Here is a 15,380-nt window from a genome sequence, read left to right on the forward strand (position 1 = left end):
CGCGCGCGGGGGCGCCTATTTCAGCAGCGCCTCGAACCGGTCCCACGCCGCGAACTCGAGCACCACATGGTCGGGCTCCTCGACCATGTGCTTGCGATAGAAAGCCCGCGCGCGCGCGTTGGTCCGATGGGCGGTGAGCCAGATGAACTCGCCGCCTTCGGCCTTGACCGCCCGCGCGACGGCGCGGAGCAGCGTCCCGGCGAGGCCGGAGCCGCGTTTCGCCGCGACGACGTGGAAATCGCTGATATAGCCGCCGCGCATCGCATAGGCGCTTTCATAGGCGACATGCCAGAACGCGAACCCGATGAGCGCCCCGGCCTCCTCCGCGACCAGCGCCGAGAGCGGCGCGCCGGGCGCGATCACGTCCCTCAGCGCCTTTTCGGCGGTGAAATTCCCGGTCGGGTCCCCCTCGGCGCGGTGCAGGTCCTCGGCGAGCGCGGCCAGCGCGGCGGCGTCGGCGGGGGTCGGCGCGCGAAACACCGTCATCTCCGCCACCGCTTCAGCCCGTGGATCGCCGCGCCGGCGAGGAGACCCCAGAACGCGCCGGAGACGCCGTAGATGCTGAGCCCGGAGGCGGTCGCGAGCAGGGTTGTCGCCGAGGCCTCGCGGTCCTCCGGGTCGGCGAACGCGGCGTAGGCCGCGCCGGCGAACGCGGTGAGCAGCGCGAGCCCCGCGACAGCCTCGATCAGGATCGTCGGCGCCAGCGTGACGAAGCCGGTGGCGAACCCTGCGAAGACGCCAAGACCGATATAACATGCGCCGGAGACGATGGCCGCCCAGTAGCGCCGCGCGCGGTCGGGGTGCGCTTCCTCCCCCATGCACATCGCCGCTGTGATCGCGGCGTAATTGAAGGCGTGGGCGCCGAAAGGCGCCGCGAGCGCGGTGGCGAGCCCCGAAACGGACAGAGTCAGCGGAACATGCGCGGGGTAGTCGTGCGCCTTCAGGACGCCCGCCCCCGGCAGGTTCTGCCCCGCCATGGTGACGACATAGAGCGGCAGCGCGACGCCGATCAGGCCGGCGAACGTGAAGACGGGCGCGGTGAAAACCGGCGACTGGATCGCGGCGGCCCCGACCGCGGCGAAGGCGCCCGCCTCCGGGCGCACGCCGAAGATCACAACCAGAACGAACCCCGCCAGAGCGCCGGGCGCGGACCAGACCCGGCCGATCCGCCCGCCGACCGCCCAGCCGACGAGGATCGCCGCGCCCCAGGCCGGGTTGAAGGCGACGGCCTGAAACGGCGCGAGGCAGAGCGTGAGCAGAACCCCGGCGAGAAGCGCCGAGGCGAGGGATGCGGGAATCCGTTCGATCAGGCGCGCGAGCGGCCGGAAGAGCCCCGTCGCCGCCAGAAGAAGTCCGCAGATCAGAAACGCGCCCACGGCTTCGGCGAATCCGCCGGGGAGCGCGCCGGTGGTCGCGAGGAGCGCGGCGCCCGGCGTCGACCAGACGATCGAGATCGGGACCCGGGTCTTCGCGCAAAGCAGGATCGTCGCGACCCCCATCGCCACCGAAAGCGCCATCAGCCCCGACGCCGCCTCGGCCTCGGTCGCGCCGGCGGCGCGGAGACCCTGCAGCACAACGGCGAAAGAGGATGCGAATCCGACGAAGGCGGCGAGGGCGCCCATGAACAGGGCGGAGGCGGAAACGTCGCGGATCATCGGGAATTTATGGGCGAAGCGGAGTCGAGGCGCCAGTGGGTGAGGCCCGCTGCGCGCGAAAATTTCGAACGTGTTTCGACCGAATTCGTTCCTGGGCGAGCGAAAAATATCCTTGCGGAGAAACAGGAACCAGCACCGGCGCGCCCCGTTCCACCACCCAGGACGGCGGCGCCGGGCCGCCTCTGGTTTTTGAAAGGAAAGCGATATGAAACGCATACTCGCAACCACCGCCCTCGTTGGTCTGCTGAGCGCGCCCGCCTTCGCGCCGGCCGTCGCACAGACCGGCTCCGCCACAGAGTCGAACGCGGCCGCCATGACGGTGATCGGCGGCGGCGAGATCACGGCGACCGATCTCGTCGGCCGGACGGTCTATGTCGGTCAGACCACGACCGAAGAGGCGATGGCCGACGCTGACGCCGAATGGGAGGATATCGGCGAAGTCGACGATGTGGTCCTGTCCAAGGATGGCGGCGTCGAGGCCGTGCTCGTCGATGTCGGCGGCTTCCTCGGGATGGGCGAACACACTGTCGCGGTGGACATGGATACGCTCCGCTTCATCCAGGACGCTGACGATCAGGATGATGTTTTCGTCGTCTCCGCGCTGACCCGCGAGGAGCTGGAGGCGCTCCCTGAATATGACAAGACCGCGGCGACCGGGACGGAGAGCTCCGCCGCGCGCATGACGACCGATGACGCCGCGACCAAGGACGGAGTCAAAGGCGCCGCGGTGGGCGCGGCGGCCGGTGCGGCCGCAGGCGGCGCCGTCGGCGGCGCTGCGGTCGCCTCCGCCGCGGACGCTCCCGCCGTAAAACAGGCGAGATGGGTCGACGCCGACATGACGACGGTGACGGTGGAGGAGTTGAGGAGCGCGGCGGCCTATAGCGCCGATGACCAGAATGTCGGCGAGATCGACGATCTCATCGTCAACAATGACGGCAGGATCAAGGACGTCATCGTCGACGTGGGCGGATTTCTCGGCATGGGCGAGAAGGCGGTGCTCCTGCCGTTCGACGACGTGAAGGTGATGCAGATGGAGGGCGGCGACGATCTTCGCGTCATCGTCAGCAAGACCCGCGAAGAGCTCGACGCGATGCCCATCTACGAGAAGAAGAGCTGATCGCGTCTTTCAGTCGACGAAAGAATGGAAAGGCCCCTTCGGGGGCCTTTTCGTATCGCCCTGCGCTTTCATGCGCAAAGCCGCCCGGCGTCATCGGCTCGCCATCATGGCTCGCGCCTCGTTTTGTTTGCGCGAGGTCATGCTGATGGACCGGAAGGAAGCGTCGTGATGGAGATCGTGAAGGAGCTTCCGGCGCCCAGGCGGCCCATGCGGATCAGAAATTCTGACCCACGGAAATATAGAGGATTCTTTCGCCCATCTGATTGAGCGAAACGTCGACGGCGTAATCCAGCGGAAACTGGCTTGAAAGCCGGATGCGGGCGCCAATCCCGCCAGCCACCATGTAATCAGACGTCAGCGCATTGACGAAATCATCATCGACGGACCCGGCGCCGACAAAGGCCACATAGCCAAATCGACGGTTGATCCTGCCACGGTATTCCGCCTGCGCCGAAAAGAGCGCGTCATCCAGAAATTCCGTGGGTGAAAAGCCGCGGAGGCTGTCCGTCCCGCCGAGCGCGCAGGCGTCAAAAAACGGAGCTTCATCCGAGACGGCGCACCCCACCGCCTGCCAGGCGAAAACGCCATCGCCGAAGACCGTTGAATACCGGGATATCTTGGCGACGCCCTTGACGTAATTTCGCCCATACCCGTGGAATATTCCGTCGGGGATGGCGCCGAAGGAAAGATCTCCGGAGGCGAGAAGTCCGGATGTGGGGTAAAAGGAGTCGTCGCGCCGGTCGAATTCGCCATTCAGGCTGGCCTTCAGCAGCTCCAGATCGATATCCGGCGTGAGAGACGGCGGCAGGATCGCGCCGCCGTCACCCTGGATCGTTGATTTCGCATAAGCGAGCGCCGCGCCGAACCACAGATCCGGCGCAACCCCATACAGAACTTTCGCCGACACGCCCCTGGCGGATTGATTGAGTGGAACGGGGACCCCTCCGACAAACAGGTCGTAATTCAGATCCAGATCGCCCAGCAGAAACGTGGTCTTCCATCGGTTTGAATCGAGATTCAGATTGAACCCGGCGGCCAGCCCCCTGCTGCCGTTCAAGGACCTGAAGCCCCCGGCGCCGACGGCCGACGTATCGGATTCGGCGTCGCTCTCGAAAAGATACGCGCCGCCGAGCGCCAATCCGGAATCGAGCGCCGGATTATGGAACGGGACCGGGGCGAGGACAAAGGATCCATTCCTGAATCCGGGCTCGCTCGCCGACTCCGACGCCGACTCCGGCGCGGACCCCGGCTCCGACGGAGCCTCCTGAGCGAAGGTCGCGCAGGAAAGCAGCGCCCATGAGGCGATGGCGAGCAGGGCGCGCAGCGGCATCCTTGACGAGACGTCACGGCGTGGAGGGCCTGCGATCACCGCAGTCAACGTCGATGCCTCAATCACGTCGCGTCCCTTTTCCTCCGCCGCGGAGCGTCCTACACCGAACGAAAGGCCTGCGCACGCCGGTCCGCGCGGTGAAGGAACCTGATGCGGGACGTGGGCGCTTGAATTCAAGTCAAACCAACCGGATCAGGCCATCCCTTTTCCTGGCGCGCCGCCGCTTTGCTGGGGCTGTCCATGTCACTTCGGCAATAGAAACGTCATCTGAAACCTCAGGCCGAAATCGTCCGCGCCGCCGGCTGGCGATTCCGCCCAATATCGGGCGCCGGCGCTCAACTGGACATGTTGACCACCGATCTTGAAGACCTGACCCACCAGGACATTGATCGGCACGGACCATTCCTTCGCGTTCCACTCATAGGTCGCCTCGGCGTTCAGCGTGAACGACGTGGCTTCCGGCGTGCTGTAGCTGATGAAGGGCTGCATGTAGGTGGCCTCGAACTGATCCCCGAAGCCGCCGCCGGACGCCGATTCGAGATGACTGGCCAGCCCGCCAAACGTCAGTCCACCCGTCTGTTTGAGCACGACGCCGGTGACCCCGACGCCCCAATCCGACGGAGCGATACGCTCCGCCGCCGTGGGGATCTGGAATATCGGCCCGACGCCCCAGATCACACCGCCTGCGGTCGGGGCCTTGGGGGAGAAGAACAGGCTTTGGGTGATATTTCCAAAGCCGCTCTGGTGGCCGGCCCCGGGAACGATGTCGTCCTGAAAGACGATCGGCGCGATGGTTCTGGAAATCACGTTCCAGTTTTCGCTGATCGAAAACGGGATGACAGGTTGGACGGTCATCACCGTCTGGTCGCCGTTATCGGCTCCAAATCCTGAATTGTAGTCCAGTTTGATCGGCACGCTGATCAGGCTGGCGAGCGGATTCGACAATTGCTTGGACAGTTTGGCGGCGTCGGTCGATTGCGCCATAGCCTCTGATGCAAGGCCTGCTGTAAATAAAATGGCTGTAAATAGCGCGGTGTGCTTCACGAATTGATCCTTATTAAGGGTATATCTGATGTCGAGCCGGCTGTGTCGTTTTCGTATTGATCGTATTCAAGTTTGATGTGGGCATGAAATCCACGACGAACGCTGTCAGAAGAGTCTCGTCGCGCCCTCCCGTTATCCGGGTGTTCGAGCGCGCTCCGGTCCTCTGATTCCAGCGGCGCGCATGGGCTCCATTCCGAAGCGCATCATGACAGTGATAAAAACGGGCCGTCAAACGCCATTTTTCGGCTGGGGGGGGGGAATCCGGCTCCCGAGCCGACCCGAAAGGAGCGGTTCATGCGCGGGATCGTGGCGCGACCCTGTCGAGACAGGCGGGCGCGGGGCTGCGCATGACCGGGATGAGCGCGCCGCCTACCGCCCCCGCCGTCACTTTCAGCGCCAAGGCCCTGCGTCCGCCCGCGGCGTCGACACCCGGTTCAGACCGCAACGGAGTGACGCGCCGCGCCGGCGGGCAGATAAGCGTCGAAGGCCGCGGCGGCCACGCGCACCAGCGGTCGGCCCCGCGCCGTCATGCGCACCCGCCCCCCAGACAGCACGGCGAGGCCGTCGGCCTCCATTTCCCCGAGCGCGGCGAGGGGGGCCGCCGCCCATCCGTCCGGGGCGCCATGGGCCCGGCCGATGGCGGCGGTGTCGACCTCGCCGGCGCACATCAGCCGCTCGATCACGTCGGCGCGCAATCTGTCGTCGTCGCTGAGCGTCAGGCCCTTGGCCACCGGCAGGCTCCCCCGCGTCACCGCGCGCCCCCACGCGCCGGTTTCGGCGATATTCTGCGCGTAGCCCGATGGCGTGCGCCCGATCGACGTGACGCCCATGCCGATCAGCGTGGTTGCGCGATCGGCCGTGTATCCTTGGAAATTTCGGCGCAGCGTCCCGGTCCGCGCCGCAATCGCGAGTGAATCCTCAGGCAGCGCGAAATGGTCCAGACCGATCGCGACATATCCCTCCGCCACAAGCGCGGCCGCCGCCGCCTCGGCCTGGGCGGCGCGCGCGGCCGGGCCCGGCAGGACGGTCTCGTCGATCATGCGTTGATTCTTGGCGATCCAGGGAACGTGCGCGTATCCGAACAGCGCCACGCGATCCGGCCGCATCGTCGCGCATATGCGCACGGTGTTCACCAGGCTCTCCACTGTCTGGTGCGGCAAGCCGTAGATCAGATCGAAGTTCACGCCCGCGACGCCTCCGGCGCGCAACTGATCCACTGATCTTCGCACCATGTCCGGGGGCTGCACGCGATTGACCGCGTCCTGAACGATCGGATCGAACTCCTGCACGCCGAAGCTGGCGCGGGTGAAGCCCAGCGCGCCGATCCGGGCGGCCATCTCGGCGGTCAGCGTGCGCGGGTCGCTCTCGATGGCGATTTCCGCATCCGCCGCGAACGTCCACCGTGTGTAAATCTCGTCCATGACCCGCGCCAGATCGTCAGGATCGAGCGCCGTGGGCGTGCCGCCGCCCCAGTGCAGATGCCCCACCGTCATCCGCCCGGGAAGCGCCTCGGCGGTCAACGCCGCTTCCCTTCGCAGCACGTCCGCGTATTCGCCCACCGGTTCATACCGGGCGGCCAGCTTCATGTTGCAGCCGCAATACCAGCACATCTTTCGGCAGAACGGGACATGCAGGTACAGCGAAACGGGGTCTGCGGGGGCCAGCCGCGCGAGCCAGTCGCGATAGGTTGCTTCGGGGAAATCCTTCCGGAAGTGCGGCGCCGCCGGATAGCTGGTGTAGCGCGGAACGGCGCGGCGCGCGTAGCGGTCGAAGACGGAGTCCATCGGTGGGCCTTTCGGATCGGGATGGTCGTGAATCCGCAGGCGGGTGCGCCCGCCACGCCCTGAACCTACACCCGAAACGCCAGCGACGCCCGACGCGGCGCAAAGCGTTTTGTCGCATATGTTTCGGTGGCCCCCGCAAGGCGCGCCGGTTGATTTCGTGGCTTCTCGCGTCACGGCGAACGGTCGAGACCGCCCTTCGACGCTGGCCGGGGGCGGGGCGGGCGCTGTTGAACCGGCAGGGCGATGAGGCCCGATGGTCTCAATGCGGACAATAGCGCCGCGCGTCTTGCGCCGATGGCCCGCCCGACCGGGCCTTCGGATGTCAGCGACCCGACGAAGACGGGCATGCCTTCCGTCCGATAGCCGGTCCGCCAGAACCGGGCGTGAAGCGGCGGGCCGCCGCCGGCCCCGCCGTCCGGGGCCGTGAACCCAAGCTCGCTGGGGCGGTCGTTCCAGAACGTCGGAATGACGCGCGGTCCTGGCGGCGGCGCGCCGGTCCATTCGGCCCAGAAGGCGCGGGACAAAACGCCGAGCCCGAGTTTTGGCGCGGGAATCCAGCCCGCGCCCTGCATGGCGGCGCTGATGGCCTGCGCATCCGGCGCGGCGACGACAAGACCGATCGGTTCGCGTGGATCGCCGGTCAGCGTCTCGGTGGCCGTTGGCGCCGCCTCCGACGTGAAGATGGCCATCGGGCCGCTGACTGTGATCGCCGGAGCCGCCGCGCCCGCGTTCAACGGCCGCGAATGGGTCGACGCCAGATAGAGCGCGACGGTGATTGTCAGCGAGAGGACGCCGAGCGCCGCAAGGCGCCGTCGGCGTGGGACTCCGACGTGTATGGTTGTCCGCCGCCATTCGCAAAATGCGATTCCGGCGATCAACCACATGCCCCCGACAAGGTAGCCGTTGAGCACGTCCGAGATGTAGTGTTCGATCAGATAGATACGGCTGACGCCAATCAGGAGGGCCATCGTGATCGCCGCCAGCCCCGCTAGGGCGGCCGGCGCCAGCCGCGCCCGCCACGCGGCGTAGAACAGCATTCCCCAGATCGCGACGGCGGCCGCCGCATGCCCGCTCGGAAAGCTGCCCGACGTCTCGGCGAGGTAGCCGAGCGTGGAGCGCGGCCGGGCGAAGAAGCCCTTGAGAAGCGTCACGGAGAGCTGGTTCCCCGCCGCGACGAGCCAGAGCCCGATGGCGAGGCGATCGCGGCGCAGAAGTCGGAGCGCGGCGGCCGCGCCCGCCAGCATCGCGACGACGACCTCCCACGCGCCCAGAGACGTGATCCATTCAAAGACCGCGATGAGCCGTTCGTCCCGAAGCGCGTAGAGCAGATTGGCGATGCGCATGTCGGCGGATGTGACGCCGGGCGCGCTCAGAAAGGCGTGAACCGAATGGAGATAGAGCCCGAGGACGCAGAGAAAGAGCCCCGCGAGGAGAGTCGAGGGAAGACCCGCAAACTGCGCGGTGTCGAGACGCGCCGCCATGAAAGCGGACATCTTCGGACGCCGCTCGATCACCCGCCGCGCGAGGGCGTTCAGGATTTCGGTCAGCATCGGCGCCGCGCGGCGCGACAGGCGCGCAGTTCGTCGGCGCTCGCCGCCCAAGTCCCCGGCGCCGGAACGCTGGCGAAGACGGCGGCCTCCGGCAGGGCGAGGAGGGCCCGCGCCCAGAAAACCCGGGTCCCGAACGATTGGAGCGATGGCGGCGACTGGTCGAGGGAGTCGGGCACTGAAACCCCTGCCTGAACACGATGCGCGCGCCTGATGCTGGGGCGGCGGCCTCGGCGACGCCGGTCTTCTGCGGGCCAGATAACCGGATGGCGCGCGCCTTTGCAATCTGGCCGTCGGAGACGGCGCGGCGGCGTTGGCGAAGGGCCTAACCCGCGCTGGCGAGTCTTCGCTTTTTCTCACGCCGGACCGGCGCGAACCCCATACGCTGATAGAGCGGCAGCGCGCGGGGGCTGTCGAGCGAGCAGGTCTCCACCGTCATCCGGCGCACGCCTTCCCGCTCCCATCCGGCGCGGAGCGCCTCCGCCAGAAGCCAGCGGCCGAGCCCGAGGCCGCGCGCCTCCGGCGCGAGGCCGAAATAGGAAAGCTCGCAGACGCCGGCCCGCCGCCAGTCGAGCATGAAAAATCCGGCCGACCAGCCCTTGAGCATCATGGTGAAGAGCGCGACGTCGGGGTCGGAGATGAAGGCGCGGAGGTCCGCCTCCGGCCGTCGCCGCCAGTCCGTCCATTCGAACTCGGCGCCGACGCTGTCGTAGAGATGGAGAAACCAGCGCGGCGGCGGATCCTCAGCGCGGATCAGCGCGAGCCCGTGGAGCGAGGGCGCCGGCGGCTGCGGCCCCTGGGGCGGCGCGCGCATCTCGAGATAGGTGACCGTGTAGTCCAGCCAGCGTTGCTCCCTGGCGCTCATCCCCGCGCGACCGGCAGGTCCTGATAGGCGCCCCATTCCGACCAGGAGCCGTCATAAAGCGCGGTCTTCCGATGGCCGAGCCGGGCGAGGGCGAGCGAGAGAATCGCGGCCGTGACGCCGGAGCCGCAGGTGGTGATCACCGGACGGGCGAGATCGACGCCCGCCGCCTCGAAAAGCGCGCGCGTCTCCTCGACCGACTTCATGGTCGAGTCAGGATTGAGAAGGGCCGCGTAATGAAGATTCTTCGCGCCCGGCATGTGCCCGGCGCGGAGGCCCGCGCGGGGTTCGGGCTCGTCGCCGCGGAACCGGCCGGGGGCGCGCGCGTCGAGCACTTGCGCCTCGTCCAGCTTCAGGGCCGCGGCGACCTGCGTCACGTCGCGGACGAGAGAGGCGTCCTTTCGGCCGGTGAAGTGGCGTTCACGCGGCGGCGGCGGCATGTCGTCCACCGGCCGCCCCTCCGCCAGCCATTTTTTCAACCCGCCATCCAGCACCAGAACGTCCGAGTGCCCGAAGACGCGGAACATCCACCAGACCCGCGCGGCGGAAAACAGCCCGTCCTGATCGTAGACGATGACGCGGTGACCGTCCCCGATCCCCATCGCGCGGACGCGGGCGACGAATTTCTCCACCGGCGGCAGCATATGCGGAAGGGGCGAGCTTTGATCGGAGATCTCGTCGATATCGAAAAAGCGCGCCTCGGGGATATGCGCGGCTTCGTAATCGGCGCGCGGATCTCCCCCCTGCCCCGGCAATCGCAAGGTTCCGTCCAGAATCTTCACATCAGGCGCGTTCAGATGGTCCGCGAGCCAAGCTGTGCTGACCAGAACCTGCGGGTCGCTTTCCGGCATCCGATCCTCCCTTGCGTCATTCAGGGTTTAAGCGTGGCGGACGATGGGATCAATCCGAAAGGCCCGGACGCCGGCGCCCGGGTCTTTCGGAAGGCGCGCCCGCCTCAATTCGGCAGGGCGCCCTCGATCCCCTCGACATAGAAGTTCATGCCGAGAAGCTCCTCATCGGTCGCGGTCTGGCCTTCCGCGAGCCAGGGCGTTCCGTCCTGTTTGTTGATCGGGCCGGTGAAGGGGCGAATCTTGCCAAGCTGGATGCCGAGCCTCGCGTATTCGGCGAGCGCGACCACCTCCTTCGGCATCTCCTTGTTGTAAGGCGCGAGGGCGACCATGCCCTGGGCGAAGCCGTCCCAGGTGTCCTGGCTCTCCCAGGTTCCGTCCAGGACCGCCTGCGTCCGCGAGATGTAATAGGGCGCCCAGCGGTCGATGATCGCGGTGAGCTGCGCGTTCGGGCCGAATTCGGACATGTCCGAGGCCTGGCCGAACGCCTTGATCCCCTTCTCTTCCGCGATGGTCATCGGCGCGGCGCTGTCGGTGTGCTGCATGATGATGTCCGCGCCCTGTTCGATCAGCGTGTTGGCGGCGTTCGCCTCCTTGCCCGGATCGATCCAGGTGTTGGCCCAGACGATCTTGAATTTGACATCCGGATTGACCGACTTGGCGGCGAGATAGGCGGCGTTGATGCCGCGCACCACCTCCGGAATCGGGAATGAGGCGATGTAGCCGATCGTGTTGGTCTTGGTCATCTTGCCGGCGATCAGGCCGATGACGTAACGCCCCTCGTAGAAACGGGCCGAATAGGTGGAGATGTTGTCGGCGCGCTTGAAGCCGGTGGCGTGCTCGAATTTCACATCCTGGAACTGCTTGGCGACCTTCACCGTCGGGTTCATGAAGCCGAAGGACGTGGTGAAGATCAGGTCGTGGCCCGACTGCGCGAGCTGCCGGATCACGCGTTCCGCATCCGGGCCCTCCTTCACGCTCTCGACATAGGTCGTCTCGACCTTGCCGTCGAAATGCGCCTCCATCGCCTTGCGGGCGACGTCGTGTTCATGGGTGTAGCCGAAATCGCCGGTCGGCCCGACATAGACGAAGCCGACCTTCAGCGGGTCCTGCGCCGACGCGCCGGTTCCGAACGCCGCGAGCGCCGCCGCCCCCGCCAGCGCCTGTATGATCTTCATCAGTTTCATTCCACTCTCCTCCCTGTGGCGCACCCCGTCTCCCCCTTCGGATCAGGATGTCGCAAAGAACGATTTTCCGAGGCAGGCCGGCGCGTTCAGGCGCGCCCGCGCTCCGTCTGCAGATATCACGACCAGAACCACGATGGTGACCAGATATGGCGCCATCGACAAGTACTGGCTTTCGACCGGAATGCCGAGAGCCTGCAAATTCAACTGGATGATCGTCACCCCGCCGAAAAGATAGGCCCCGAGCAGCGCGCGCCAGGGCCGCCACGCCGCGAAAACGACGATGGCGAGCGCGATCCAGCCACGCCCGACCGTCATGCCCTCGGCCCAGAGCGGCGTCTGCACCACCGCGAGATAGGCGCCGCCGACGCCGGCCATCGCGCCGCCGAACAGGATCGCAGCGACGCGGATCCGGCGCACGGCGTGGCCTATGGCGTGCGCCGCGTCGTGATTCTCGCCGACCGCGCGAAGGATGAGCCCCGCCCGGGACCGGTTCAGAAACCACCAGACCGCGAAAACCATCGCGAGCGACGCGTAGACCAGCGGGTCCTGCCCGAAAATCAGCCGCCCGACCACCGGAAGGTCGGTGAGGCCAGGCGCCTCCAGCCGGACCGAAACCGCGAGCGTCTTCCCCGCGTAGCCCTGCCCGAGCAGCGCCGCGATGCCGAGCCCGAACAAGGTGAGCGCCAGTCCCGTCGCGACCTGATTGGACATGAGATATTGGGTCATCAGCGCGAAGATCAGCGCCAGCGCCGCCCCGGCCGCGGCCCCGGCGACGACCGCCAGGATGAACGATCCGGTGGCGTCTGCGGCGGCGAATCCGCCGATCGCGCCGACGATCATCATCCCCTCGACGCCGAGGTTGAGAACGCCGGATTTCTCCACGACCAGCTCGCCGATCGCGGCGAAAAGCAGGGGCGTCGCGGCGACGATCAGGCTCATCATGATCTCGACCGGGCTCAGGGCGGACAGGTCCATCACGCCGCCCCCCTGCGCCGGATTCTGAAATTCACGAGGATATCCACGCCGAGAAGGAAAAAGAGCAGCATTCCCTGAAAGACGCTGATCGCCGCCGCCGGCAGGTTCATCGCGATCTGCGCGGATTCGCCGCCGATATAGGTGAGCGCCATCACGCCGCTGGCGAGGACGACGCCGATGGGATGGAGGCGGCCGAGAAACGCGACGATGATGGCGGTGAACCCGTAGCCGGACGGCAACCCCGGAACCAGCTGGCCGACCGGCCCGGCGGCGTCGAACATCCCGGCGAGCCCGGCCAGCGCGCCGGAGAGGCCGAGGCAGGCGGCGACCAGCCGCCCTTCGCGGAAGCCGGCGAAGCGCGCCGCGCGCGGCGCCTGACCGAAGAGCTTGATCTGAAAGCCGAAGACGTGCCGCTGCAGCAGGATGTAACCGAGCGCCGCCACGCCAAGCGCGACCAGCGCGCCGACATGGGCGCGGCTGCCCGTGATGAGGAGCGGCAACGTCGCGCTGTCATGGAACATCCGGCTTTCCGGGAAATTGAATCCGTCGGGGTCGCGGAGCGGGCCGGAGACCAGCGCGGAGAGGAGCAGCTCCGCGACATAGACCAGCATCAGGGAGGTGAGGATCTCGTTCGCGTTGAAACGAATCCGGAGGATCGCCGGGATCAGCGCCCAGGCGGCGCCGCCAGCCGCCCCCGCCAGCGCCATCAGCGGCAGAAGCCACACGCCTTCCGTCTCGTAGAAGGCGAGCGCGACCATTCCGGCGGCGAGCGCGCCGATGATGAACTGCCCCTCAGCCCCGATATTCCAGACGCCGGCGCGAAATCCGAAGCTGAGCCCGATGGCGATGAGCGCCAGCGGCGTTCCTTTCACCAGAAGCTCGGTGCGGCTGTACGGGTCGAAAAACGGCTGGATGAAAATCAGCCGCACGGCTTCGACCGGGTCCTTTCCGAGAAGGGCGAAAAGCGCGAGCCCGGCGAGCATGGTCAGCGCCACCGCGAAGACCGGCGTCAGCCAGACCATGGCGCGGGACGCCTCCTTTCGCGCCTGAAGCTCAAACATGGAGATCCGCCGGCTCGGCGCTCCGCGCGCCGCCGCCCATCATCAGGCCGATCTGCTCCACGGTGAGGTCGGCGACCGGCACCGGAAACGAGAGCCGCCCCGCCGCGATCACCGAAAGCAGGGTGGAGATCTCCGTCAGCTCGTCAAGGTCCTGGCTGATCACCATCACCGCCGCCCCAGCCCGCGCCAGCGCGCGGATCGCGTCATGGATGACCTCCGCCGAGCCGGCGTCGACGCCCCAGGTCGGCTGCGCGGCGATGAACACATCCGGCCGCTGCGCGATCTCGCGGCCGACGACGAATTTCTGCAGATTGCCGCCGGAAAGGGATTTCGCGGCGTGCTCGACGCCAGCGGCGCGGACGCCGTATTCCGCGACCACCCGCCGCGCGAAAGCGGCGGCGGCGGGGTATCTGATGAACCCGCCCCGGGTCAGATCGGCGCGGGCGCGCGCGGTCAGCACGGTATTTTCGGTCAGGGACATGTCCGGCGCGGCGGCGTGGCCGAGACGCTCCTCCGGCGCGACGGAGAGCCCCCGCTTGCGGCGCGCGTTCGGGCCAAGATGGCCGATCGGCTCGCCGGAGAGGCGGATCGCCGCCGACGGCGCCTTCGTCTCGCCCGAAAGCGCGGCCAGAAGCTCATCCTGCCCGTTCCCCGCGACGCCGCCGACGCCGAGGATGTCGCCGGCCCGGAGGCTGAGGCTCAACTCCTTCAGATCGACGCCGAAGGGCGGCGCGCCGGGGAGAGTCAGCTTCTCGATCGTGAGGCGCGCGGCGCCGGGTTTCCAATCCGCCGGCCGGGGAGGCTTGAGGCTTCGTCCGATCATCAATTCGGCGAGGCTGCGCGCGGTCTCCTCGCGCGGGTCGCGCGTTCCCGCCACCTTGCCGCCCCTCAGGATCGTCGCGCCATGGCAGAGCGTGCGGATCTCGTCCAGCTTGTGGCTGATATAGAGGATCGCGACGCCTTCCGCGCTGAGCTTGCGCAATGTCGAGAACAGCCGGTCGATCTCCTGAGGAGACAGAACCGATGTCGGCTCGTCCATGATCAGAAGCCGTGGATTCTGCAGGAGCGCGCGAACGATCTCGATTCTCTGCCGCGCGCCCACGGAAAGCTCTCCGACCAGCCGGCCCGGATCGAGCGGCAGGCCGTAGGCCTCGCTTATCTCGCGAATCCGGGCGTTCAGCGCGCGTGTCTTCGGCGCGTCGTTCATGCCGAGCGCGACATTCTCGGCGACGCTCAGCGCCTCGAACAGCGAAAAATGCTGAAAGACCATGCCGACGCCGGCGGCGCGCGCCTCGCTTGGCCGCATCGGGGCGTAGGGCGCGCCAGCCATTCGCATATCGCCGGTATCCGGGCGCAGAACGCCATAGATCATCTTCACCAGAGTCGATTTTCCAGCGCCGTTCTCACCGAGTATGGCGTGGATCTCGCCCGGCCGGACGCTGAAGGCGACCCCGTCATTCGCCGTGACGCCGGGGAAGGATTTCGTCAGCCCGCGCGCCTCGAACAGCGGCGGGCCGTCTCGTCTCCCGTGTGTCGTCTCCAGCGTCAAGCGCGCCCCGATTCTTTCCATCTTCACGCATCAGGAAGGTGCGAAGCCAATATGGCCTTTCGCGGCGAGCGTAAAGCGCGCGTGTGGAGCGGGCCGGAAAACCGATGCCGCGCCGTCCGCATCCGGGCCTTGTCTCCCGACATGAATTCGCGGGCCGAAGGCGCGCGGCTCACGATAAATGCGCACGCCGCCGGTGCGGCGAGATTACATGCTGGACGCCGCCTCAACCCTTTGCTACACGCGCTGCCACGGTTCTGATCCGGCGTAGCTCAGTGGTAGAGCATCGGACTGTTAATCCGCTGGTCGTAGGTTCGAATCCTACCGCCGGAGCCAGAGCCGAAATAAATCCCTTGAAAACAGTGAATTAGGCGAACGGACCCGTCCGGTTTCGCGCTCGTCTCCCGTCTGCGCCCGCGGCTGC

Annotated in this window: 13 protein-coding genes and 1 tRNA gene; 2 read left to right on the plus strand and 12 right to left on the minus strand. The window is 67.2% G+C overall.

Features of this window, described 5'->3' with window-relative positions:
• Positions 1-15 precede the first annotated feature (15 nt).
• Together WG921_RS14155 and WG921_RS14160 are read right to left on the minus strand one after the other, a co-directional pair.
• On the minus strand, positions 16-486 hold the full coding sequence (locus WG921_RS14155) for a GNAT family N-acetyltransferase (protein ID WP_340109950.1): 471 nt from the start codon (positions 484-486) through the stop codon (positions 16-18).
• Positions 483-1,655: a benzoate/H(+) symporter BenE family transporter gene (locus tag WG921_RS14160; protein ID WP_340109895.1), complete on the minus strand. Its 1,173-nt coding sequence runs from the start codon at positions 1,653-1,655 to the stop codon at positions 483-485. Before WG921_RS14160 ends, WG921_RS14155 begins: the two co-directional genes overlap by 4 nt.
• A 205-nt stretch (positions 1,656-1,860) precedes the next feature.
• Here WG921_RS14160 and WG921_RS14165 point away from each other — a divergent pair, with 205 nt between their 5' ends.
• Positions 1,861-2,772 (plus strand): PRC-barrel domain-containing protein, encoded by a 912-nt coding sequence (locus WG921_RS14165; RefSeq protein WP_340109896.1) that lies wholly within the window; start codon positions 1,861-1,863, stop codon positions 2,770-2,772.
• Between the two features lie 214 nt (positions 2,773-2,986).
• On the opposite strand, the gene WG921_RS14170 is transcribed toward WG921_RS14165, so the two are convergent.
• The 10 genes from WG921_RS14170 to WG921_RS14215 all read right to left on the minus strand — a co-directional run bounded on the left by WG921_RS14170 (position 2,987) and on the right by WG921_RS14215 (position 14,980).
• Positions 2,987-4,168 carry a BamA/TamA family outer membrane protein gene (locus WG921_RS14170; RefSeq protein WP_340109897.1) on the minus strand — a complete coding sequence of 394 codons (1,182 nt, stop codon included), beginning with the start codon at positions 4,166-4,168 and terminating at the stop codon, positions 2,987-2,989.
• A gap of 177 nt (positions 4,169-4,345) precedes the next feature.
• A complete protein-coding gene (locus WG921_RS14175) occupies positions 4,346-5,146 on the minus strand; it encodes a transporter (protein ID WP_340109898.1) in 801 nt (266 codons plus the stop codon).
• A 434-nt stretch (positions 5,147-5,580) separates the two neighbouring features.
• A complete protein-coding gene (gene hemN / locus WG921_RS14180; RefSeq protein WP_340109899.1) occupies positions 5,581-6,930 on the minus strand; it encodes an oxygen-independent coproporphyrinogen III oxidase in 1,350 nt (449 codons plus the stop codon).
• Between the two features lie 170 nt (positions 6,931-7,100).
• Positions 7,101-8,480 carry a phosphatase PAP2 family protein gene (locus WG921_RS14185; protein ID WP_340109900.1) on the minus strand — a complete coding sequence of 460 codons (1,380 nt, stop codon included), beginning with the start codon at positions 8,478-8,480 and terminating at the stop codon, positions 7,101-7,103.
• A 322-nt stretch (positions 8,481-8,802) separates the two neighbouring features.
• Complete coding sequence (locus WG921_RS14190) at positions 8,803-9,342, minus strand: GNAT family N-acetyltransferase (protein ID WP_340109901.1); 540 nt, start codon at positions 9,340-9,342, stop codon at positions 8,803-8,805.
• Entirely contained in the window at positions 9,339-10,190 is an 852-nt protein-coding gene (gene sseA, locus WG921_RS14195) for a 3-mercaptopyruvate sulfurtransferase (RefSeq protein WP_340109902.1), read from the minus strand. Before sseA ends, WG921_RS14190 begins: the two co-directional genes overlap by 4 nt.
• A gap of 104 nt (positions 10,191-10,294) precedes the next feature.
• The gene (locus tag WG921_RS14200; protein WP_340109951.1) at positions 10,295-11,365 is read right to left on the minus strand and encodes a BMP family ABC transporter substrate-binding protein; all 1,071 of its coding nucleotides are present in this window, start codon (positions 11,363-11,365) and stop codon (positions 10,295-10,297) included.
• A 51-nt stretch (positions 11,366-11,416) separates the two neighbouring features.
• Complete coding sequence (locus tag WG921_RS14205) at positions 11,417-12,349, minus strand: ABC transporter permease (protein ID WP_340109903.1); 933 nt, start codon at positions 12,347-12,349, stop codon at positions 11,417-11,419.
• On the minus strand, positions 12,349-13,410 hold the full coding sequence (locus tag WG921_RS14210) for an ABC transporter permease (RefSeq protein ID WP_340109904.1): 1,062 nt from the start codon (positions 13,408-13,410) through the stop codon (positions 12,349-12,351). The genes WG921_RS14205 and WG921_RS14210 overlap by 1 nt, the downstream gene beginning before the upstream one ends.
• Complete coding sequence (locus tag WG921_RS14215; protein ID WP_340109905.1) at positions 13,403-14,980, minus strand: ABC transporter ATP-binding protein; 1,578 nt, start codon at positions 14,978-14,980, stop codon at positions 13,403-13,405. Before WG921_RS14215 ends, WG921_RS14210 begins: the two co-directional genes overlap by 8 nt.
• A gap of 237 nt (positions 14,981-15,217) precedes the next feature.
• Here WG921_RS14215 and WG921_RS14220 point away from each other — a divergent pair.
• A tRNA-Asn gene (locus tag WG921_RS14220) sits at positions 15,218-15,292 on the plus strand.
• The last annotated feature ends 88 nt before the right edge of the window (positions 15,293-15,380 follow it).

Source organism: Paludibacillus litoralis (assembly GCF_037646705.1).
Classification (GTDB): Bacteria; Pseudomonadota; Alphaproteobacteria; order Rhodobacterales; family Rhodobacteraceae; genus Pikeienuella; species Pikeienuella litoralis.

Coding starts and splice junctions, on each gene's coding strand:
- WG921_RS14210 (WP_340109904.1), bottom strand. CDS start 13,410: ATGTTTGAGCTTCAGGCGCGAAAGGAGGCGTCCCGCGCCATGGTCTGG.
- WG921_RS14215 (WP_340109905.1), bottom strand. CDS start 14,980: ATGGAAAGAATCGGGGCGCGCTTGACGCTGGAGACGACACACGGGAGA.
- WG921_RS14185 (WP_340109900.1), bottom strand. CDS start 8,480: ATGCTGACCGAAATCCTGAACGCCCTCGCGCGGCGGGTGATCGAGCGG.
- hemN (WP_340109899.1), bottom strand. CDS start 6,930: ATGGACTCCGTCTTCGACCGCTACGCGCGCCGCGCCGTTCCGCGCTAC.
- sseA (WP_340109902.1), bottom strand. CDS start 10,190: ATGCCGGAAAGCGACCCGCAGGTTCTGGTCAGCACAGCTTGGCTCGCG.
- WG921_RS14160 (WP_340109895.1), bottom strand. CDS start 1,655: ATGATCCGCGACGTTTCCGCCTCCGCCCTGTTCATGGGCGCCCTCGCC.
- WG921_RS14200 (WP_340109951.1), bottom strand. CDS start 11,365: ATGAAGATCATACAGGCGCTGGCGGGGGCGGCGGCGCTCGCGGCGTTC.
- WG921_RS14205 (WP_340109903.1), bottom strand. CDS start 12,349: ATGGACCTGTCCGCCCTGAGCCCGGTCGAGATCATGATGAGCCTGATC.
- WG921_RS14155 (WP_340109950.1), bottom strand. CDS start 486: ATGACGGTGTTTCGCGCGCCGACCCCCGCCGACGCCGCCGCGCTGGCC.
- WG921_RS14190 (WP_340109901.1), bottom strand. CDS start 9,342: ATGAGCGCCAGGGAGCAACGCTGGCTGGACTACACGGTCACCTATCTC.
- WG921_RS14165 (WP_340109896.1), top strand. CDS start 1,861: ATGAAACGCATACTCGCAACCACCGCCCTCGTTGGTCTGCTGAGCGCG.